This window comes from Nocardia sp. NPDC059195, from assembly GCF_042754695.1.
Taxonomy (GTDB): domain Bacteria; phylum Actinomycetota; class Actinomycetes; order Mycobacteriales; family Mycobacteriaceae; genus Nocardia.
On record NZ_JBHZBG010000005.1, the window covers coordinates 87,427 to 107,222 of the forward strand.

Annotated in this window: 21 protein-coding genes; 10 read left to right on the plus strand and 11 right to left on the minus strand. The window is 67.2% G+C overall.

From position 1 onward, the window contains the following. Window positions 1-50: 50 nt before the first annotated feature. From ACFXKN_RS09355 to ACFXKN_RS09365, 3 genes are read right to left on the minus strand one after another with little or no spacing between them, the layout of a single operon-like run. Window positions 51-704, minus strand: coding sequence for a YcnI family protein (locus tag ACFXKN_RS09355; protein WP_378947046.1), 654 nt, complete (start codon window positions 702-704; stop codon window positions 51-53). Window positions 705-744: 40 nt separating this feature from the next. Then, entirely contained in the window at window positions 745-1,293 is a 549-nt protein-coding gene (locus ACFXKN_RS09360; protein WP_378947039.1) for a hypothetical protein, read from the minus strand. A gap of 7 nt (window positions 1,294-1,300) precedes the next feature. After that, a complete protein-coding gene (locus ACFXKN_RS09365) occupies window positions 1,301-1,975 on the minus strand; it encodes a DUF6474 family protein (protein WP_378947036.1) in 675 nt (224 codons plus the stop codon). A 170-nt stretch (window positions 1,976-2,145) separates the two neighbouring features. On the opposite strand from ACFXKN_RS09365, the gene ACFXKN_RS09370 reads away from it, so the two are divergent. The 4 genes from ACFXKN_RS09370 to ACFXKN_RS09385 all read left to right on the plus strand — a co-directional run bounded on the left by ACFXKN_RS09370 (window position 2,146) and on the right by ACFXKN_RS09385 (window position 7,265). Then, window positions 2,146-3,783: a TM0106 family RecB-like putative nuclease gene (locus ACFXKN_RS09370; protein WP_378948178.1), complete on the plus strand. Its 1,638-nt coding sequence runs from the start codon at window positions 2,146-2,148 to the stop codon at window positions 3,781-3,783. Window positions 3,784-3,868: 85 nt separating this feature from the next. Next, a complete protein-coding gene (gene htpG, locus ACFXKN_RS09375; protein ID WP_378947033.1) occupies window positions 3,869-5,830 on the plus strand; it encodes a molecular chaperone HtpG in 1,962 nt (653 codons plus the stop codon). 106 nt (window positions 5,831-5,936) lie between these two features. After that, window positions 5,937-6,386, plus strand: coding sequence for a GNAT family N-acetyltransferase (locus ACFXKN_RS09380; protein WP_378947029.1), 450 nt, complete (start codon window positions 5,937-5,939; stop codon window positions 6,384-6,386). Between the two features lie 72 nt (window positions 6,387-6,458). Further along, on the plus strand, window positions 6,459-7,265 hold the full coding sequence (locus ACFXKN_RS09385; protein ID WP_378947024.1) for a class I SAM-dependent methyltransferase: 807 nt from the start codon (window positions 6,459-6,461) through the stop codon (window positions 7,263-7,265). 58 nt (window positions 7,266-7,323) lie between these two features. Here the strand turns inward: ACFXKN_RS09385 and ACFXKN_RS09390 are convergent, their stop codons facing one another. Beyond that, window positions 7,324-8,091, minus strand: coding sequence for an SDR family NAD(P)-dependent oxidoreductase (locus tag ACFXKN_RS09390; protein ID WP_378947021.1), 768 nt, complete (start codon window positions 8,089-8,091; stop codon window positions 7,324-7,326). A gap of 503 nt (window positions 8,092-8,594) precedes the next feature. Here ACFXKN_RS09390 and ACFXKN_RS09395 point away from each other — a divergent pair. Together ACFXKN_RS09395 and ACFXKN_RS09400 are read left to right on the plus strand one after the other, a co-directional pair. Then, window positions 8,595-9,473, plus strand: a complete 879-nt coding sequence (locus ACFXKN_RS09395; RefSeq protein ID WP_378947017.1) for an SDR family NAD(P)-dependent oxidoreductase — start codon at window positions 8,595-8,597, stop codon at window positions 9,471-9,473. Next, window positions 9,470-10,108 carry a TetR/AcrR family transcriptional regulator gene (locus ACFXKN_RS09400; RefSeq protein WP_378947014.1) on the plus strand — a complete coding sequence of 213 codons (639 nt, stop codon included), beginning with the start codon at window positions 9,470-9,472 and terminating at the stop codon, window positions 10,106-10,108. Before ACFXKN_RS09395 ends, ACFXKN_RS09400 begins: the two co-directional genes overlap by 4 nt. A gap of 37 nt (window positions 10,109-10,145) precedes the next feature. Here the strand turns inward: ACFXKN_RS09400 and ACFXKN_RS09405 are convergent, their stop codons facing one another. The 4 genes from ACFXKN_RS09405 to ACFXKN_RS09420 form a co-directional block, all read right to left on the minus strand. Next, complete coding sequence (locus ACFXKN_RS09405) at window positions 10,146-10,847, minus strand: TMEM165/GDT1 family protein (protein WP_378947011.1); 702 nt, start codon at window positions 10,845-10,847, stop codon at window positions 10,146-10,148. A 361-nt stretch (window positions 10,848-11,208) separates the two neighbouring features. Then, on the minus strand, window positions 11,209-11,736 hold the full coding sequence (locus ACFXKN_RS09410) for a peptidase (protein WP_378947008.1): 528 nt from the start codon (window positions 11,734-11,736) through the stop codon (window positions 11,209-11,211). A gap of 155 nt (window positions 11,737-11,891) precedes the next feature. Next, on the minus strand, window positions 11,892-12,515 hold the full coding sequence (locus tag ACFXKN_RS09415) for a superoxide dismutase (protein ID WP_378947005.1): 624 nt from the start codon (window positions 12,513-12,515) through the stop codon (window positions 11,892-11,894). Window positions 12,516-12,820: 305 nt separating this feature from the next. After that, a complete protein-coding gene (locus ACFXKN_RS09420; RefSeq protein ID WP_378947002.1) occupies window positions 12,821-13,432 on the minus strand; it encodes a hypothetical protein in 612 nt (203 codons plus the stop codon). Between the two features lie 336 nt (window positions 13,433-13,768). On the opposite strand from ACFXKN_RS09420, the gene ACFXKN_RS09425 reads away from it, so the two are divergent. The 4 genes from ACFXKN_RS09425 to ACFXKN_RS09440 all read left to right on the plus strand — a co-directional run bounded on the left by ACFXKN_RS09425 (window position 13,769) and on the right by ACFXKN_RS09440 (window position 16,958). Then, a complete protein-coding gene (locus ACFXKN_RS09425) occupies window positions 13,769-14,128 on the plus strand; it encodes a rhodanese-like domain-containing protein (protein ID WP_378946999.1) in 360 nt (119 codons plus the stop codon). A 32-nt stretch (window positions 14,129-14,160) separates the two neighbouring features. Continuing rightward, the gene (locus ACFXKN_RS09430; RefSeq protein ID WP_379432836.1) at window positions 14,161-15,198 is read left to right on the plus strand and encodes a DUF4328 domain-containing protein; all 1,038 of its coding nucleotides are present in this window, start codon (window positions 14,161-14,163) and stop codon (window positions 15,196-15,198) included. After that, complete coding sequence (locus tag ACFXKN_RS09435; RefSeq protein WP_378946992.1) at window positions 15,195-15,962, plus strand: glycerophosphodiester phosphodiesterase; 768 nt, start codon at window positions 15,195-15,197, stop codon at window positions 15,960-15,962. Before ACFXKN_RS09430 ends, ACFXKN_RS09435 begins: the two co-directional genes overlap by 4 nt. Window positions 15,963-16,037: 75 nt before the next feature. Beyond that, on the plus strand, window positions 16,038-16,958 hold the full coding sequence (locus tag ACFXKN_RS09440; protein ID WP_378946989.1) for a DUF5926 family protein: 921 nt from the start codon (window positions 16,038-16,040) through the stop codon (window positions 16,956-16,958). Window positions 16,959-17,197: 239 nt separating this feature from the next. Here the strand turns inward: ACFXKN_RS09440 and ACFXKN_RS09445 are convergent, their stop codons facing one another. From ACFXKN_RS09445 to ACFXKN_RS09455, 3 genes are all read right to left on the minus strand, one after another. Further along, a complete protein-coding gene (locus ACFXKN_RS09445) occupies window positions 17,198-17,746 on the minus strand; it encodes a ferritin (protein ID WP_378946986.1) in 549 nt (182 codons plus the stop codon). Window positions 17,747-17,829: 83 nt separating this feature from the next. After that, entirely contained in the window at window positions 17,830-18,360 is a 531-nt protein-coding gene (locus ACFXKN_RS09450) for a ferritin (RefSeq protein WP_378946982.1), read from the minus strand. A gap of 9 nt (window positions 18,361-18,369) precedes the next feature. Further along, complete coding sequence (locus ACFXKN_RS09455; RefSeq protein ID WP_378948175.1) at window positions 18,370-19,770, minus strand: LCP family protein; 1,401 nt, start codon at window positions 19,768-19,770, stop codon at window positions 18,370-18,372. Window positions 19,771-19,796 lie beyond the last annotated feature (26 nt).

A 19,796-nucleotide genomic window follows, 5' to 3' on the forward strand; every position in this document is an offset into this window, starting at 1 on the left:
CCGACGCGATGAATTACCAACGGCGAGTGGATCGATCGCCGAGGCGCGCGTCACGACGACCGCCGGGAGCGGAACACCAGGCCGAGGCCGAGCGCCGCGGCGAACAGGCCGAGGGCCAGGCCGATGCCGCCCATCCAGCGGGCCACGGTGTCGGTCTCCGATGCGGCGGTCGCGCCCGAAGCGACCTGGTGATCGCCGCCCTCGGCACCGCCCTTCGCGGTCAGCGTGATCGCCGGCGCGGGGTGCTCGGGTTCGGCACCGTCGGTGGACGGCTGGTCCCAAGCCACGACCTTGCCGTCGCTGTAGGTCTGCTGGGTCGGGAAGTTCACGGTGTCCTGCGAGGGCAGCGGCCCGAGCGAGAGCACGAACCGCTGGAACTGGCCGGGCCCGACGCCGGGGTTACCCGGATCAGCCGACCATGCGACGGCCACCGCTTCGCCCTTGTCATTGCGTTCGACCTTCGACGTCCAGCCCGGCATCGGCTCGGTCCGAACACTTTTCAGGTTCGGCACGGTGACGCGCAGCGCGGTGGTTGACGCGGTTTCGGATTCGGTCGGCACCTTGAAGGTGGCGACGGTGTACTTGCCCTGGGCGGCGCCCGGCGCGTCGACGGTCACATGGGCGGCCGCCGAGCCGCAGGCCGCGAGCACCAAGCCGGCCGCGAGTGCGGCGGTACCGGTGCCGCGGGTGATGAAGTTGTGCATGGAATGCCTTCTGTCCGAGTTGTGCTGATGTCGTGGCGAATCAGGCCAACAGCGGCGGTGCGCGCGGACATCGCGCACCCCTCGGACGAGCACCGCGCGCGACGGGGACCGTGGCGAACCAGCCGACAGCACGGTGGGCGACAGCAGCGGGACTGCTGAGCACCGCCCGAACCACCGTCGACGCAATGAGATAGAGCCGCTCGGCAACGAGAATCAGTGCGGCACAGGCAAACGCCGCCACCAGGTGCGCGGCGATCATCGGCAGACTCGGCAGATGCAGCAGCCCACCGTGATGGTCGAGCGTGGCCGACAGCGCGAAGTGCCCGGCCCACTGACCACCGATCAACGCCGCGGCCGTGCGCACCGCGGCGGGCCGACGTGAATTCGCGGACGAGTGCGGCCGTAGCGCAGCACCTGCGCCACCATGGGCGAACATCCCGGCCGTCAGCGAAACCAGCAGCAGCAGTGCGATTTCCGCCGACCGAGGTACCCCACCACCGCCGAGCCCGTGCGCGGCCACAGCCAGCCCACCCACGAGTACGCCGCAGCCACCACCGCGCAAGCGGGAGGTGAGCTGCGGCGTGGTCACGACAGGATCAGCGAACGCCCAGGCGGGCGAGCACGTCGTTCTCGAGCACGGCCAGCTCGGCCGAGATCGACGCGTGCACAGCCTTGCGACGCGCGGCGGGCATCTGCTCGGCAGTGCGCACCGCCACGGTCAGATCGGCCAGGCGCGAGCGCGCCGCGTCGATGAACTTCTTGGTATCGACATCGCCCGCCTTGTCGGCGGCGATCTTGTCGAGGGCGTCCTCGGTGTTGGTGATGCGGGCCTGCAGGCGCGCACCGTGCCCGCTGAACTCGCTCAGCTGGTCCATGCCGATCCCGAGCTGCTGCGCCTTGCGTGCGTCGAGCTGCCCGCGGACCATCGTGGCGCCGCGGTAAGCCAGCGGGGCGAGCACGGGGATCAGGACCCGGGCGACCCCGATGTACTTGCGGATCTGACTCGCGCTGAACAGTTCACGGTCGGCTTTCGCGGCGGCTTTCTGGGCGGCCTTCTCCTCGGCCTGCAGGGTCGCGATCTGTGCCTTGGCTACCTTGTCGGCCGTGCGTGCCTGTGCCTTGGCCGAGCGGCGGGTCACGCGCTCGCCCGCCTTTGCTGCCTTGCGCTCGTTCTTGGCGCCCAGCTTCGCCTCCACCACGGCTTTGTGCTTGAGTGCTTTCGCCTCAGCGCGTCGGCTCGGCCGCCGCTTCCGCTTGCTGAACAACCCCATGGGATCAGGCCCTCCGTCATGCTCGCCAAGTCATGAGGCAGCACCGCCTCCAAGCGGCCTGCCGTTCTTCGTAGCGTAGTGCGATCAGGGTAGCGATTGGGCATTGTGTCGGGGGTAAGGCCCATACTGCTTGCGTGCGTGCAGCCGAGGACAACTTCGACGGCGGGCCGGTGCGTAGCCCGGTCCCCGCTTCCGCTGCGGATTTCCGCACCGCCTTCCTGGACGCGCGCTCGCTGATCGGATGCAGGCACCGCCTGCGCCTCGATGCCGAGAATCCGGGCGTGCTCGCCGAGGTCCGGGAGGATCCGGGCGTGCAGCAGCGTCGCGACGCCGCCACCGCCCATCGCACCAAGATCCGCGACGAACTGGTCGCGGCCGCCCCCGCCGACTGGGTGGTGATCGACCCGGACTTGCGTGGTGGGGCCAAGGCCGCGGCGACGATGGCCGCCATCGAGGCGGGCGCCCCCCGGATCTGGGGCGGACTGCTGCCCCAGGAAGCCGATACCGGTCGACGCGGCGGTGTCGAGATCCTGCTGCGCGACGACGATCGCGGCGGCTATATCCCCATCATCGTGGTCAACCACAAGGTCACCGACCCGCGCAGGCCAGACCCGGCCGACTTCCACCCACTGACCTCGGACCTGTTCCGCTGGCAGCCCCGCCGCGACAAGCACGTGAAACTGCGTCCGCAGCCGCGCGACCAGCAGCGCCTCGCCCACCTGTACCGCATGTTGCAGCGCTACGGCATGGCCAGTCCCGCGCTGATCGGCGGCGCGATCGGCCTGGTCGCCGACCGCATCCTGGTGCACGACCTGACGAGCGTGCTGGCCGATTACGACCTGCGCTACGCCGACCGCATCGCGGTGGTGCGCGGCGAACTGCCGACCCAACCGTCGAAAGTGCCCGAGTGCAGGCAGTGCCCGTGGTGGGTGCGTGGACCTGATGGGGAGTCCAGTTGTGAGGCCACGCTGACGCAGATGCGCGATGTGAGCCTGGTCGCACCGGGTTCGCGTGCCGACGTACTGCGCCTGCACGGGATCGAGACAGTCGACGAACTGGCCGCTTGGGAGGGTGCTGACCCCGACGATTGGCAGCACGGCCCGTTCACCGAAACCGTCGTCACCGCCCGCGCCTGGATCGACGGTGCCCCGCTGGTGCGCCGGTTCGAGCAGGTGAGCGTGCGTCGCGCCGATGTGGAGATCGACGTCGACCTGGAGAGTTACCAGGAAGACGGCGCCTACCTGTGGGGCACCCTGCTCGACGACGTCTACCGCCCGTTCGTCACCTGGGATCCGCTGCCGACCGAGGACGAGGGCCGCTCGTTCGGCGAGTTCTGGACCTGGTTGATGGAGCGGCGCGCCGAAGCCCACGCCGCGGGCAAAACCTTTGCCGCCTACTGCTATTCGCGCACCGCCGAGGACAAGTGGCTCTACGAATCGGCCCGCCGGTTCGCCGGGCGCCCCGGTATCCCGACCCACGAACAAGTGCGTGCCTTCGTCGACTCGAAGGAATGGGTCGACATGTTCCAGGCCGTCACCGAGCAGTTCATCTGCCCGAACGGTAAGGGACTCAAGAAGATCGCGCCCGTCGCCGGCTTCGGCTGGCGTGATCCGGAAGCGGGCGGCGAGGCGTCGATGGGCTGGTACCGCCGCGCCGTCGGCTACGACGACGCCATCGACATGTCCCAGCGCACCCGCCTGTTCGTCTACAACGAAGACGACGTGCGCGCCACCCAGGTGCTGCGCGATTGGATGTCGAAGCGGGCCGTTGCCGAGGTGCCCTCACTGGCAGATTTCGGCGCGGTGTGACCGGCGGGCCCGGAGGAGGTAGCGGAGCGTAACCACGCAGGGTCCTCGGGAGCACCGCAATAGCTGCCGTAATACCATCGGGGGCGTGACTGAGCAGCACGTCGAAACCCTCGAGTTCCAGGCCGAAACCCACCAGCTCCTCGAGCTGATGATCCATTCGGTCTACTCCAACAAAGACACCTTCCTCCGGGAGCTGATCTCGAACGCTTCCGATGCGCTTGACAAGCTCAAACTGGCCGCCTACCAGGACAAAGACCTGGGCGCGGACACCTCCGACCTGCACATCGAGCTGGAGGTCGACCAGGACAAGCGCGTCCTGACCGTCCGCGACAACGGCATCGGCATGTCCCGCGCCGAAGTGATCGACCTGATCGGCACCCTCGCCAAGTCCGGCACCGCCGACCTGCGCCGCAAGCTGACCGAAGCCAAGTCCGATGCCGCCGCCGAGGAGCTGATCGGCCAGTTCGGCATCGGCTTCTACTCCACCTTCATGGTCGCCGACCGGGTCGTCCTCACCACGCGCAAGGCAGGCGAGACCGAAGGCACCCGCTGGGAAGCCGCCGCGGGCAGCTCCACCTACTCCATCGACACCGTCGCCGACGCACCGCAGGGCACCTCGGTGACCCTCGAGCTCAAGCCTGCCGACGAAGAAGATCACCTCTTCGATTACACGCAGGAATGGAAGCTGCGCGAGATCGTGCGCAAGTACTCCGACTTCATCGCCTGGCCGATCCGCATGCAGGTCGAGCGCACGGTGACCGAGGGGGAGGGCGAGGACAAGGTCGACAAGACCATTGTCGAGGACCAGATCCTCAACTCGCAGAAGGCGTTGTGGACGCGGCCGCGCAGCGAGGTGAGCGAGGAGGAGTACAAGGAGTTCTACCACCACGTCTCGCACGCCTGGGATGAGCCGCTCGAGATCATCCCGATGAAGGCCGAAGGCACCTTCGAATACCAAGCGCTGCTGTTCATTCCGTCGATCGCGCCGTTCGACCTGTTCACCCGTGAGCACAAGCGCGGTGTGCAGCTCTACGTGCGTCGCGTGTTCATCATGGACAACTGTGAAGAGCTGATGCCGGAGTATCTGCGCTTCGTCAAGGGAGTCGTCGACGCGCAGGATCTTTCGCTCAATGTCTCGCGCGAGATCCTCCAGCAGGACCGCCAGATCCAGATGATCCGCAAGCGCCTGGTGAAGAAGGTGCTCTCGACGGTCAAGGATATGCAGGGCGCCGAGGATCAGACCAGGTACCAGACGTTCTGGGGGCAGTTCGGCCGAGTCCTCAAGGAGGGCTTGCTCTCCGACACCGACAACCGCGAAACCCTGCTCACCGTCTCGTCTTTCGCCTCCACCGCCTCCGAATCCGAACTCACCACGCTCGCGCAGTATGTGGAGCGGATGAAGGACGGCCAGGACTCGATCTACTACATGACCGGCGAAAGCCGTGCGCAGGTGGAGAATTCGCCGCACCTGGAAGCCTTCACGGCCAAGGGTCGCGAGGTGCTGATCCTCACCGATCCCGTCGACGAGATGTGGGTCGGTTCGGTACCCGAATTCCAGGGCAAGAGTTTCCAGTCCATCGCCAAGGGCGAGGTAGACCTGGAAACCGAGGACGAGAAGAAGGAAACCGAAGCCCTGCGCGAACAGCAGGACAAGGACTTCGGCGACCTGCTCGGTTGGCTGGGCGGCACGTTGACCGATGTCGCCAAGGAGGTCCGCCTCACCAACCGCCTCACCACCTCGCCCGCCTGCCTGGTCGGTGACGTCTACGACTTCACCCCCATGCTCGAGCGCATGTACCGCGCCTCGGGTCAGGCCCTGCCGGAGTCCAAGCGCATCCTCGAGCTCAACCCGACCCACCCCCTGGTGACGGGCCTGCGCGACGCCTACGACGCCCGCAAGTCCGACGCCGACGAAGGCAAGGTCCCCGAACTCGCCGAGACCGCCGAGCTCCTCTACGGCACAGCGGTTCTCGCCGAGGGCGGCGAACTCAAGGACCCCGCCCGCTTCGCCCAGCTCCTCACCGAACGCCTGACCCGCACTGTCTAATAGACCGACGTTTCCGCCTCCCCACGACCGGCAAAAGTCGTGGGGAGGCGGAACAGTTCACCGGAATTCAGGTGTCGAGGCTCTGGGTTCAGGTCACCATTGGGGGATGGTGGGGCACGAAATCCGTCGGGCGAGACCCGACGACTACGACAGCATCATCGGCGTAGTCGACAGCTGGTGGGGCCGAGCCGCCGTCCACCACCTCCCGAGGATGTTCCTCGACCACTTCCACCGCACCAGCCTCATAGCCGCCGACGGCGACGGAATCTCTGGCTTCCTGGTGGGCTTCGGCTCACCGTCCGACCCGTACACGGCCTACATCCACTTCGTGGCCGTCCGCCCCGACGCCCGCAAATCCGGCCTCGGCCGAACCCTCTACGAAGCCTTCTTCACCATCGCCCGCTCCGACAACCGCACCACCGTCACCGCGATAACATCCCCCGCCAACTACACCTCGATCGACTTCCACCGCAGCCTCGGCTTCACAGTCACCGGCCCCATTCCCGACTACAACGGCCCAGGCCGCGCCCTGATCACCTTCACCCGCCCGGTGTGAGGACATCCGCACCCTCGACCACCGCGACTTTCGCGTGTTGACCACCTGCCGGCACCCGGTATGAATGTTGTTATGTCAGAACAGTTGTCGTCCGGTGTCAGCCCATGGGATCTCGTCGCCGAGGGATACGCCGCGACCGGCGCGACCGTGCTCGCTCCCTTCGCCGCTCACGCACTCGAATACGTCACCATCAGCTCGGAATCGAAGATCGTCGACGTGGCGGCGGGTACCGGGTTGTTGAGCATCGCGGCCGCCGAGCTCGGGGCCGAAGTGCGAGCCGTCGATCTCTCGGCGTCGATGATCGACCACCTGGTCGCGGCCGCCGCCGACCAGCCCACGATCACCGCGCAGGTCGGTGACGGACAGGCATTGCCCTACGACGACAACCAATTCGACGCGGCCTTCTCCCTGTTCGGCCTGATGTTCTTCCCCGACCGGGCCAAGGGCTTCGCCGAATTGCACCGCGTCCTGCGCCCCGGCGGCACCGCGGTCGTCGCCGCCTGGGCGTCTGCGGCCGAATCCTCCCTCATGCGCGCGTTATTCGGCGCGCTCGTTGCGACTGATCCGACAGCCGCACTGCCACAACCGAATCCGCGCAGCCTCGAGAACCCCAGAGTCTTCGACGCGGAGATGCGCGCGGCAGGCTTGCTCGACGTGCGGATCGAGCAGCACACCGTCGAGGTGCACTACCCGGATGCCACCGCCCTGTGGGAATCGCTGACCCGCAGCAGCGCCAACCTCGCCGTCGTGAGAGACGAAGTGGGCGAGCAGGAATGGCAACGTCGCACGGAAGCGGCCGTCGACCATCTCACCGTCACCTACCGCCCGAACACTCCACTGCGCACCACCGCACTCTTCGGCATCGGCACCGCGCCCTGAGACGCCGACGGCGCCCTGCCCGGGTGGACAGGGCGCCGTCGATCGGCGTACCGCGTGACTAGCGCGGTGCCATGCGCAGGGCGCCGTCCATGCGGATGGTCTCGCCGTTGAGGTAGTCGTGCGCGGCGATGTATTCCACCAGCTGGGCGTATTCGTCGGGGCGGCCGAGGCGGGAGGGGAAGGGGACGCCGGCTTCGAGGCCCGCGCGGTATTCGGGGGTGACGCCGGCCAGCATCGGGGTGTCGATGATGCCGGGGGCGATCGTGTTGACGCGGATGCCGAACTGGGCGAGGTCGCGCGCGGCGGGGACGGTCATGCCGTGGACGCCACCCTTGGAGGCGGAGTAGGCGATCTGGCCGATCTGGCCTTCGAACGCCGCGACCGAGGCGGTGTTGATGACCACGCCGCGCTGGCCGTACTCGTCGACCGGTTCGGTCTTGGCGATCACGTCGGCGGCCAGACGCATCACGTTGAACGTGCCGAGCAGGTTCACGGTGATGACGGTGCGGAACAGCTCCAGGTCGTGCGGGCCGTTCTTGGACAGGATGCGACCCGCCCAGCCCACACCGGCACAGTTGACCACGATGCGCAGCGGCGCCGGGCCCTCGGCGATCGTGGCGATCGCGGCGGCGACCTCGTCACCGCTGGTCACGTCGGCCGCGATCAGGGTGACGCCGGCGGGGACGTTGTCGCCCGCGCGCTCGATGGACTGGGGGACATCCAGGCCGAAGACGGTGGCGCCCGCGTCGGCGAGCCGCTTGGCGGTGGCGGCACCGAGGCCGGACGCGCCTCCGGTGACAATGGCGGCGGAACCCGAAATCTCCACTGATGGTCCTCTCTGTGTTGTTTTGCGGCTGGTGCCGCTGTTCTCGGCGCTTAACTCCGCCTCTTCCCTCCCTACGGGTACTCCTTCGTCGCACCCTTCGGTCAGTCCATCGGCGGAGGCGCGCCGAGAACGTGCTCCTTCGTCGCACCCCCAGGTAGGGCGGGGTACGTCGAGAACATGCTCTTTCGTTGCACCCCCAGGTAGGGCGGGGTACGCCGAGAACATGCTCTTTCGTCGCACCCCCAGGTAGGGCGGGGTACGCCGAGAACATGCTCTTTCGTCGCACCCCCAGGTAGGGCGGGGTACGCCGAGAACGTGCTCCTTCGTCGCACCCCTGAGTGTTCGCGGGCGGGGGTACGCCGTGAATTCTATGGGTTGCGGCTTATTGTGCCGCTTGCCAATAAGGGCACCTTAGCGCGTGGGGGGTGTGGTCTGGAACACCCATATCGGGCAGTGCGGAAATCGTCGTGAACACCGGTGTTTGCCGGTGGTAGCGTGCCGTCATGAGATCGTTCGCCGGTCCTTCTGTGGCCGGACGCAAGGTCCTGATCACCGGGGCCGCACGTGGGATCGGTGCCGCGCTGGCTCGGCGATTGGCCGCTCGCGGCGCCCATGTCGCCCTGCTCGGGCTCGAACCGGAACTGCTGGCCGAAGTGGCCGCGGAATGCGGTGATGTGCCCTGGCGGTATTGCGATGTGGCCGATCGGGGGCAGGTCGAGCGGGTGGTCGAGGCGCTGGTCGCCGAACTCGGCGGGCTCGATGTGCTGGTGGCCAATGCGGGGGTCGCCAAGCAGATGGCGATGATCGGCGGGGATCCGTCGGTGCTCGAGGAGACCCTCGCGGTGAACGTGCTCGGGGTCGCCTACGCCGTGTCGGCGGCGGGCGCGCATCTTTCGCATCCGGGCGGGTATGTGCTGATGATGTCGTCGATCTCCACGTCCGTGCAGTTACCGCTCGGCGGGGCCTACAGTGCCTCGGCCGCGGCGGTGGCCTCGCTCGGCGCCACGCTGCGCGCGGAACTGCGGTCGAGCGGGGCGAAGGTCGGGGTCAGCTATTTCGCCGGGATCGACACCGACATGACGGTGCGCGGATTCGGGACAGCCGCCGCGCACACCGTGCTGGGGGAGACCAGCCTGACCGGGATCTCGCCGGTCGGACCCGCGGTCGAAGCGCTGGAACGAGCCATCGCGCGACGACGCAAGACCGTGGTCTCACCCTGGTGGGTGGCGCTGGTCCGGCCGTTTCGGCTGCTGGCCCAGCTGGTCGTGCAGCGGGTGCAGGGCGACCGCCTGGCCCGCGCCATCGACATCGCCCGCACCGAGGACGCTCCCTTCACCACCGAACAGCCGGCCCGACCCCGCAGAATGGAACGGCAACCATGAGCGATTCGACTCTGCGGCAACAACTTCCGCGTGGCCGGCACCACCTGTCGCGTGCGGAAGTCATCGCCTCTCAGCGTGAGCGCATTCTCGTCGCGATGGGCGAGGCGATGACCGTCGGCGGCTATGTCGGAACGCCGGTCGCGGCCGTGCTCAAGCGGGCCGGGGTTTCACGGGAAACGTTCTACGAGTTGTTCCGCTCGAAGGAGGACTGCTTCAACGCGGCCTTCGATCGGGTGTCGGGCGCGCTGGCCGAGAAACTCCAGACGGTGATCGCCGACTGCGCCGACACCGACGCGCTCACCAGGATGGACCGCATCCTCACCGCCTACTTCGACCACATGATCGACGACCCGGCCTCGGCCCGCCTGTTCCTGGTTGAGGTCTACGCGGTCGGCCCGTCGGCCATCGAGGCGCGGATGGCCTTGCAGCATCGTTTCGTCGACGTGGTCGCCACCATGCTCGGCGCCGAATCCTCCGACCAGCAGTTCGCCTGCGCCACCCTGGCGGCCGCCATCGGCGCCATGGTCACCGGCCGGATCGCCGCCGACGACCCGGACAGTCTGCGCGGCATCAAGGACCAGCTGATCGCACTGGCCGAGCGTTCCGGCACGCTCTACGGCAACGCCTTCGCTTAACCGAGGTCAGCAGGTTCGCGAGGTCTGCCGCACGTACTCAGCCCGCGATTTCGGCGAGCTCGCTGTCGGCGGACTTCACCCGCTTACGCCAGACCGCGACACCGAGCCCGAACAGGACGGGTGCGATCAGGGCGACTCCCACCGAACCCCAACCACCCAGCGAGGGCACGAACGCGTCGAGCACGGTTTTGCCCGCGAAGAACAGGAACAGCAGGCCCGAAGCGATGGCGATGCCGCGCTCGGGCAGGTGCTTGCCCGCGATCTTGCCGACCAGGATCGCCAGTCCACCCGCGGCCACCATGCCGGCGACCGAGCCGATCCAGACGGCCAGCCAGTTGTTGTTGGAGGCGAGGGCGGCGGCGGCGAACATGGTGCGGTCGCCGAGTTCGGCGAGGGTGAAGGCGGAGATGACGACCAGGAAGGCGTTGCGAGCGCTCGGCGCCGCAGGAGCTTCTTCGGAGTCGTCAGTGCTGGTCAGTGCGTCACGCAAGGTCCAGAGGCCGACCACCAGCAGGGTGAGCGCGGTGATGACGGCGATCGCGTTCGCGGGGAGTGCGGTGCCGAGGAAATGGCCGACGCCCGCGGCGATGAGGTTCACGGCGACGCTGGCGACGCTGATGCCTGCCAGCACCACCCACCAGCGGTAGCGCAGCGAGAAGGTCAGCGCCATGAGTTGCGATTTGTCGCCGAGCTCGGCGAGGAAGAGCACGCCGAAGCTCAGCAGGATCGTGGCGATCATGAAGTCAGCTCCCAGGAAATACTCCGGCCTGTGGCTGAAAGACGGGTGCGCCTCCAGCCACACCGGTCTACGGATCGGTTCGTGGCCGAAGGTCTCGCCCACCGGTGATGGCCGGTTCGCGCAGCCGGACCGCACCGAGTTCCGGCGGACGATCAGTATGTCGACTGGGCGATTGCGGGCTACTCCCCTTCGCTGTTGTCCACTGTAGCCCGGTTGCTCCGGGTATGCCAACTCCTGGTAATCCAAATCTCAATGGGCACAATAAGTTTGGCTATGCGGCGGTGATAGTTCGGTTTCCCTGATTTCAGTCGCACGCAGACCCGTTGCCGGCCGTTCGCCGACCGCGATACGAGCGAAAGATTCAGGCCGCCAGCAGCATCGCGAGCACGGCGGTGTCGGGATCGCTGATCAGATCCATCCCGACCCGGCTCACCAGCGAGGTGATCGTGCCGTCGAGTTCGGCCTCGGCCCACGCCGCGCGGTGCTCCAAGCCGAGATGCGGCACGCCCGGCAGCAGCACGCAGCCCGAGGCCGCGCCCGCGCATTCGGGCAGCGACGGACGGGTCTCCGAAGGCGGATGCAGCATCAGCAGCGCGGGTGGCACGTGCGCGGCGAACCGGCCGGGTTCGATCGCCTCGTCCCCGATTACCGGCCCTTCCGCCATCACCAGCCCCACCGTGCCGGGTTCCGGGTCGTCGGGCAGCTCCTCGCGCACCCCGAACACCGTGGTGGTCACCAGCAGCCCGGGCATCGACGCCACCCGCACGGCCAGCACCAGCACCTGCGCCCATTCCTTGGTGGTATCCGGCCACCGTCCCGAAACCACGAACCCGCTCAATCGCCCACGCGCCTGAAAGGGCGTGATCCCGATCGGACCCTGTGTATTCATGATGGCCTCCCGACTAACGGGGGCGACTGTGCCCGTATATGACAGGAATAGCCCCTAACCCGTCTGGCACACAAGTACCAAAGAGTGCTAATCGGGCAAAACGACAACGGGCCCGCATGCGAAAGTCGCATGCGGGCCCGTTGAAAAGGCTTAGATCACCCGAAGATGAGGCCCTTGCCCTGCGAGACTGCGCGGGAGAAGCGGTCCTGCACGTCGGCCCAGTTGACGACGTTCCAGAACGCCGTCACGTAGTCGGCCTTGACGTTCTTGTACTGCAGGTAGAAGGCGTGCTCCCACATGTCGACCTGCAGCAGCGGGATGATGCCGATCGGCACATTGGCCTGCTGGTCGTACAGCTGGAAGGTCAGCAGCTTCTGGCCGAGGGTGTCGTAACCCAGGACGGCCCAGCCGGAGCCCTGCAGGCCGTTCGCGGCAGCGGTGAACTGCGCGCGGAACTTGTCGAACGAACCGAACTGGTCGTCGAGCGCGGCGGCCAGGTCACCGACCGGCTTGTCGCCACCGTTGGGCGAGAGGTTCTTCCACCAGATGGAGTGGTTGGTGTGGCCACCCAGGTGGAACGCCAGGTTCTTCTCGTTCAGGAAGATGGCGGCGTGGTCGCCGGCCTCACGGGCGGCTTCCAGCTTCTCCAGTGCCGCGTTGGCGCCGGCGACGTAGGCGGCGTGGTGCTTGGTGAAGTGGATCTCGTTGATCTGTCCGGAGATGTGCGGCTCCAGTGCGCTGAAGTCCCAATCGAGTTCGGGCAGTGTGTAGACGGCCACGATGTCCCTTTCCGTGTGTCGGGCTGTGTGCGCCCAGTTCGGACGACAACACCAACCATCATTCGTACACCCGCCCGGTGCAACCCGCGCACCTTGCCCCCGCATTCCCCAACCTGGGTAGGTAATCCTGATGTGTCTCTACCCGGAGGGGCCCGCCCCGATCTGGACTGACCGGAGGGTGCGACGAAGGAGTGCCCGGAGGGAGGGAAGATCGGGGGCCCGAAGGGCCCCGACTCGAGCGCGTCAGCGCTCCAATAAACACAGCAAGGTTCACCGCCCCGGGCACGGTGAACCCCGACGTCTTTCTACAGCGGCGGCGCGATATCGGCCTTGGTTGTCCTGGCATCACCCGCGGCATGCGCATCCCACCAGCGCCGCCCGCCTTCGATGAACTCCTTCATCGGGATCTCGCTCCCCGCGGTGTCGGTGACAGCCATCTTGTCGAACCACACCCGCACATCGAGCTCACGCGGATCGATCCCCTCTTCCTGCGAGAACTCGATGACATGGGCGGCGATGCGCTGATCGAGCACGGTGTCGAAGCTGAGCAGCTCACTCCACAGCGTCCACCCGCTGTCGTCGAGGTCGATGAACTCCCACCCGTGCAGCCCGCCGCCGCCGAAGCTCGCGATGGCCTCGTCGAGCTGGTCGAGGGTCAGCGGAAGCACGCGGGCGTCGACATCGTCCCAGCGCTGGATGCGCAGGGAGGCCGCCACCCGGGTGACTCCGGTGAAGGTGAGCAGGACTTTCGTGTCGATCGGCGTTGGTCCATCCGTTGGTAGCGTCAGCACCTCCAGAGCGAGTTGCAGCCGGCCCGCCGCGGCATCCACTTCTACCCCTAGACACGTGGATTCAGACAAAGCGGTATTCAAGCCGTTGATGTCGAAACTGTCGAGTAGCCCCCTGCTCACGTTCATGCGCCCAGGCTACCGATCTGGCCGCCCAGATCCCAGGATTTAAGATTTTCTCTAGTGTTCTCGTTTTTATGGAACCGAATCGGTCCCGCTTGCGTCCAAGTAGATGTCGGGACAGAACGCACTCCACGAATCCCGACGTCAGCGGCGAACGACCGCTCCGGGATGACATGGAGGGGAGTCCCGGATCGGTCGTTCTCGGCTGGTTCCACCCGGGGAGTCGGCGTCGCCGGCAGCCGGTCCCGTTGAATGTGTGCTGACCGATAGCTGGACCCCGTGCGACACCTCGTCCTCGCACAGGCTCGCCCGGCGATCCGCGCGGCATGGCAGGATCGAGGCGTGACGAGCTCCGATGTCCCCACGGTGCCGGTGGGTGCGGTACCCGCCGCGTTCGACCACGCGGCCCCGGTGCCGGGCGCGCAGCTGCTCGACGTGCGCGAACCCGACGAATGGAACCTAGGGCACGCGCCGGGCGCGATCCACATCCCGATGGTCGACGTGCCTGCCCGCCTCGACGAGCTCGATATCGACGCCGAGCTCTACATCGTGTGCAGACAGGGCGGCCGGTCCATCGAGGTCGTCCGGTATCTCGCCCACATCGGGTACGAAGCGGTCAATGTCGCGGGGGGCATGGTGGCCTGGCAGCAGACCGGCCGCCCGGTGGTCGCCGACGGCGACCACGAAGCCAAGATCTACTAGTCCGGAAGCGGGGTGCGCGGGTGAGTTCGGTGGTGCAACCATGTGCACGCTGTGGTGCGCGGTGGGCCGTGCAGGGCGCGCCGATGCACTGGTGCCCGCGCTGCCGAGGGGTGCTGCTCTCGCCCGGCAAGGTCGACGCACCGGCCACCCAGCGCAACTACCGCTGGGTCGCGCGCAGGCCCGACCACCGCACCCGTAAAGCGGGCGCGACCACCTCGGCCCCGCTCGGGCCGACTCCCCGCTACACCCAGACCCCGCGCTGGGGCCTGCTCGATCCGCCGCCGTCCGCGGCCCGCACGCCCGAGCGCCCCCTGCGTGGCATCGCCGCCCACCGCGACCGGCTGCTGATCGGCACCACGATCGCGTTCCTGCTCGCCGGGCTGGCCGAGTACGGCCGCTACCTGATCCTGTTGCAGAACCGCGTCCGGCTCATCCCCGGCTGGCTGCTGTCGATCTCCGACGCGACGGTGCTGGTGTTCGGCATCATCGCGCCGATCTACGCGCTGGTGACCGCGGTGGCGCTGGTCGCCTGGCTGATCGAAGCGCGCACGATCGTGTTCACGGCCTACGGCAGGCGCGACCCGCGCACACGGTGGTCGCTGATCGCGGGATGCCTTGTGCCGGGCGTCAATCTGATCTGGCCCGGCGTGTTCATCACCGAATTACTCGGTGCCGACCCCGATCCGCGTTCGCACCGGGCCGTGCGGATCTGGTGGGCCGCTTGGGTATTGAGCGGGCTGCTGTTGGTCGCGGCGACGCTGTGGCGTGACGCGTCGACCTTGCAGGCCGAGGCCGACGGCGTCTCGTTCACCGGGTTCACCAACCTGTGCGCGGCCGGGTTCGCCGTGCTCACGCTGTGGATGGTGCGCACGCTGGAAGGTCGTGACCTGCGCGGGGAGATCAGGTCGGCGCATCGCTGGGTGATGGCGGCCGATCCCGCCGAGGTCGTCATCGCGCCGGTCGAGCCGGGAGCTGTCGCTGTGCGCGATGCGGTCGGGCACGATGAGGTCGAACGCGCGAATTCTGACCGGACAGGCGAGAATACGCAGGAGGAGGTCGTGGCCAAGTGAGCCAGAGCAATCGCCCACCCTTCGTGGTGGCGCATCGTGGCGCGTCGGCGGCACGACCCGAGCACACCCTCGCCGCGTACGAGCTAGCGCTGCAGGAGGGTGCCGACGGTGTCGAATGCGACGTCCGGCTCACCCGTGACGGCCACCTGGTCTGCGTGCACGACCGCACCGTCGACCGCACCGCCGACGCCACCGGCCTGGTCAGTGAACTGACGCTGGACGAGTTACGCGACATGAACTTCGGCTCCGACGAAGAGCCGCAGGGCGTGCTCGCGCTGAGCGACCTGATCGGACTCGTCCTCGACTGGCGCACCCGCCCGACGAAACTGTTCATCGAGACCAAGCACCCGGTGCGCTACGGCGCCCTGGTGGAGAACAAGGTGCTCGCCGAACTCCAGCGTTTCGGCATCGCCACGCCCGCCTCGGCCGATCATTCTCGCGCGGTGGTGATGTCGTTCGCGGCGACCGCGGTCTGGCGGATCCGCCGTGCCGCACCGCTGTTGCCCACTGTGCTGCTCGGCGAATCGTCGCGGTTTCTCGGCGGGGGCGCGGCCACCACGGTCGGCGCGACCGCTGTCGGCCCCTCGGTGAAAACCCTGCGCGAGCATCCCGAACTCGTCGACAAGGCCGCCGCGGCGGGACGGGCCACCTACTGCTGGACCGTTGACGATCCCGAGGACGTGACGTTGTGCGCCGACCTCGGCGTCAGCTGGGTCGCGACCAACCACCCCGGCCGCACGAAAGCGCTACTGGCCGGAGTCTGACACCGACGCGGCCTCCGGCGAGCCTGGACAGGGGGCGCGGTAAGCGAACTCGCTGCTCGGCCATAAACTCCACGCGTGGGTAAAAGCAAGCGGAACAGTCCGAAGCCCGACAGTAATCGGGCTCAGCGTCTCGCGCAGCGGCGTGCGGCGCAGGAGCAGGCATCCGCGGCCGTGACACGGCCGTTCGAGGGTCTTGCCGCCGAATGTGATCTGGTGGCGCTGCGGGAGTTCGTGCCGTCGGCGACCGCGACCTTGAAGCTCGCGCCCGGTGTGGCCGCGCAGCGTGAGGTCACCCTGGCGACGGTGCTACCCGGCGCGGTGGCCGCGCTGGTGCGGGCAGGCGACGAGCCGGTCGGCTTCGTCGGCACGCAGATGCAGTTCCGCGGCGACGACCCGTCGGCCGATATCGCGGCGGCGATCCTGTGGACCCAGTCAGCCGAGCCCGGTGAATCGCTGAACTCCGCCGACGCCATCGACGGCGGTCCGCGCCTTGCCGATGTCATCGATCCCGGTGCCGACCTCGAGCTCACCGTGCACCAGGACTTCGACTGGTGGGTGCCCGAGGGTGTCACCCCGGATCCGCAGGTGGCGGCGACGATCGAGCAGGCCAAGCAGGCCATCATGCCCTCGGCACGCCTTGACCTCGGCCCGGATTCGATCGGCGCGGCCTGGTGGGTCGACGCGGGCGAGAAGGCACACGTGCGCTGGGTGCGTCCCGAGGACGAGGACGCGCTGATGCTGGCCCTGGCTCGCGTGCACGCCACCGGTGGCCTGCACCTCGGTGAGGGTTCGCGCTTCGCGGGTTCGTTCCGCACGCACGGTCTGCTGGTGCCGGTGTTCGACCTCGATCCCGAGCGGCACCCGGCCGAATGGGAAGCTCCCGCACGGGAATTCGGTGCTCGCCTGGCCGAAGCGCTGGCGTCGGATGCGCCGATGACCACCGAGGAACGTCGTTCGCGTGATGGTCTGCGTTCGCGTCAGGTCACTCTGCGCTGAACTTAATGAAACATGCTTCTTTCACAGATGCGGTCGGCTAGGTTCACGACTCAGCCGACCAATCGGTGATGACGAAAGAAGAGGCATCGTGGAATTTCTCGGATCAATCGCCGGTCTCGCCCAGATTCTGATCGGCACTGTGCTGGCCAACACCGGCTCGGGTGGCTCCGGCTCCGGATGGTAGACGCGCAGGAAGGATTCGGCTCGCTGCCCGCGAGCCGAATCCTTCCGCGTTCGAGCTAGACGCTGCCGCCCGCGACCGACGGTGCGCCGGACGCCTCCTTCGTGGTGCTCAGCTCACGCCACATGAACGCCTCCAGGTCGAACAGGTTCGACCCGGCGCGATCGGCGATCGTGAGCAGCGTGGTCATGTGCGCCACTTCTTCGACCTGTTCCTTCAGGAACCACTGCATGAACTGCTCGCCGAGGTAATCGCCCTCTTCGCGGGCGGTGCTCGCCAGCTGCACGATCTGGTCGGTGACCGTCTTCTCCTGGGCCATCGCCAGCTCGATCGGCTCACGGGCGGACTCGAACTTCGACTTCGCCGCATCGATGCCCGAGATTTCTACGGAGAGGTCACGGTCGACGAAATACTGCACGATCATCATCGCGTGATTTCGTTCTTCCACCGACTGTGCGTAGAAACGCTTGGCCAGCTGCGGCAGGTCGTTGTTGTCGAACCACACCGCGATCGCGATGTACTGGTGCTCGGCATTGAACTCATGCCGGATCTGATCTTGGAGCAGAGTATGGAACTTGCTACGCGGGGCTTCCGGATGAATCGACATGTCGGCAACATTAATGCTGGTCATAGGGGGTTGTCATCCAAGTGCAGCCTTATTGAGGACAGTATTCCCTAACCAAGCATTTCCTAAGTCGCACCGGCCATTCGGGGTGCGGTGGTATCTACGCGCACCGTGCCACGCAGTTCGCGGCGAATGAATTCCTCGACGTCGAACAGGTTGTCCTGGCGGTCGAGCACGGTAAGCAGTGTGGTCATTCCGGCGACATCGTCGACCTGTTCACCCAGGAACCACTGCATGAATTGTTCGCCGAGGAAATCATTCGTGTCGCGCGCGGCCGCGGCGAGCGCGCTGATCTGCGCGGTGGTGGCCTGTTCACGGTCGAGCAGAAAGGCGATCGCGGCGCGCGGGGAATCGAATTCCGAGCGCACTTCGTCGAGCCCGCCGATCATGATCGGCACATCGCGGTCGAGTAGGTACTGCACCATGCGCATCGCGTGCCCGTGGTTCGCCGTCGAGCGCGCGTAGGTTTGCCCGGCCAGCTCGGGTAAATCCTTGGCGTCGAAATAGACGGCGGCGGCCAGATACTGATGAGCCGCGGTGAGACCGGCTCTTACCTGGTCACGCAGGAGTTCGGTGAACGACAGGTTCTCGGACATACCTCGACGTTACCGCGTGAGCAGCTCCTCCGGAATCTGCTGATCGGTGGCGAGCGCCTCGAAGAACCCGGAGGCCTTCGACTTGTCCCAGAGCAACACGTTGCCCACGTCGGTGTCGTCGAATCCGCCGATCGGGACGCTGGTGGTAACGGTGTCGCCGCGCATCGCCCAGCCGAGCGCGGCCAGGTTCCAGATGTGGTCGCCGTCATCGACCTTCAGCGAAGCCGCGACCCCGGTTGCCATGGGCCACAAGGCGAACGGATTCACGAGGGTGCCCACGCTCGTGGCCTTCTTCAGTAGCGCCGCCATGAACTTCCGCTGGTTGTTCATCCGGTCGACATCGCCCATCGGGGTGGCTCTGGTGCGAACGAAACCGAGTGCTTGCGGGCCGGTCAGCTCCTGACAGCCCGCGGGCAAGTCGAGCCCGGCCAGCGGGTCGACGATCGGATCGTCCAGGCACATCTCGAGCCCGCCCAGCGCGTCGACAACGCCGGCGAAACCACCGAAGCCGATCTGGGCGTAGTGGTCGATCCGCACGCCCGTCGCTACCTCCACAGTCTGGACCAGCAGTGACGCGCCACCGATCGCGAACGACGCGTTCAGCTTGTCCTTGCCGTGGCCGGGGATGCTCACGTAGGAATCGCGCGGGAGGCTGACCATCGTGGTCGGGCCGGAGGACGGGATGTGCACCATCATGATCGTGTCGGTGCGTTCGGATCCGGTGTCGCCGCCGGTCGCCAGTTCCTGTTCCTGCTCGGTCGAGAGGTCGCTACGGCCGTCGGAGCCGACCAGCAGCCAATTGGTGCCGGGGGTATCGCCCACGCGGTCGCTGTAGGAGGACAGCGCGGTGATGCGGGTGAGCGAGTTGTCCAGGTGCACGACCGCGGCGATGAGGCCGGCGATCAACAGCACCACGATCACCGTGAACCACCGGAACGGATGACGTCTGCGCCTGCGCCGCGGCGGCCGCGGCTGCCTGCCCCCGTTGACCGGCGGGGGAGTGCGCCGGGGTGGCACACCGTCGTGATGGGGGACCGGTCGCTGGGTCGGCGCGTGTCTGACCTGCTCACGTGGTCTTTGCGGCGGTGACTGACGCGGCTTCTCGCGCTCGTACGGCATCTGCGAATAGGCCAGCGGCTGGTCGCCGGAATTGCGGTGCAGCACCTGGGTGGGTTCCACGTGCGACGCGCCGCGCCGAGGTGCCGGGTTGTAGCGAACCGTCGGCCCATCCTCGGGATGCGGACGCCGATCGTTGCCGGGCGGACGGCCGTATCGCGGATCGGGTGGCACCGCGCGACCCTGGGGTGGCACAGGACGACCTTGTTGGGGCACCGAGGGACCGCCGGGGCGGCCGGACGTCGGCGGCACCCGGCGTCTACGGGGGTCCTCGCGGGGATCGTCGCCGTTCATCACCGTCAAACTCTACTGATCGTGGG

Bases quoted from the DNA above. Each gene is read 5' to 3' on its own strand.
- ACFXKN_RS09355 (WP_378947046.1), bottom strand. From the start codon at position 704: ATGCACAACTTCATCACCCGCGGCACCGGTACCGCCGCACTCGCGGCC.
- ACFXKN_RS09365 (WP_378947036.1), bottom strand. From the start codon at position 1,975: ATGGGGTTGTTCAGCAAGCGGAAGCGGCGGCCGAGCCGACGCGCTGAG.
- ACFXKN_RS09380 (WP_378947029.1), top strand. From the start codon at position 5,937: ATGGTGGGGCACGAAATCCGTCGGGCGAGACCCGACGACTACGACAGC.
- ACFXKN_RS09385 (WP_378947024.1), top strand. From the start codon at position 6,459: ATGTCAGAACAGTTGTCGTCCGGTGTCAGCCCATGGGATCTCGTCGCC.
- ACFXKN_RS09395 (WP_378947017.1), top strand. From the start codon at position 8,595: ATGAGATCGTTCGCCGGTCCTTCTGTGGCCGGACGCAAGGTCCTGATC.
- ACFXKN_RS09400 (WP_378947014.1), top strand. From the start codon at position 9,470: ATGAGCGATTCGACTCTGCGGCAACAACTTCCGCGTGGCCGGCACCAC.
- ACFXKN_RS09405 (WP_378947011.1), bottom strand. From the start codon at position 10,847: ATGATCGCCACGATCCTGCTGAGCTTCGGCGTGCTCTTCCTCGCCGAG.
- ACFXKN_RS09410 (WP_378947008.1), bottom strand. From the start codon at position 11,736: ATGAATACACAGGGTCCGATCGGGATCACGCCCTTTCAGGCGCGTGGG.
- ACFXKN_RS09420 (WP_378947002.1), bottom strand. From the start codon at position 13,432: ATGAACGTGAGCAGGGGGCTACTCGACAGTTTCGACATCAACGGCTTG.
- ACFXKN_RS09445 (WP_378946986.1), bottom strand. From the start codon at position 17,746: ATGTCGATTCATCCGGAAGCCCCGCGTAGCAAGTTCCATACTCTGCTC.
- ACFXKN_RS09450 (WP_378946982.1), bottom strand. From the start codon at position 18,360: ATGTCCGAGAACCTGTCGTTCACCGAACTCCTGCGTGACCAGGTAAGA.
- ACFXKN_RS09455 (WP_378948175.1), bottom strand. From the start codon at position 19,770: ATGAACGGCGACGATCCCCGCGAGGACCCCCGTAGACGCCGGGTGCCG.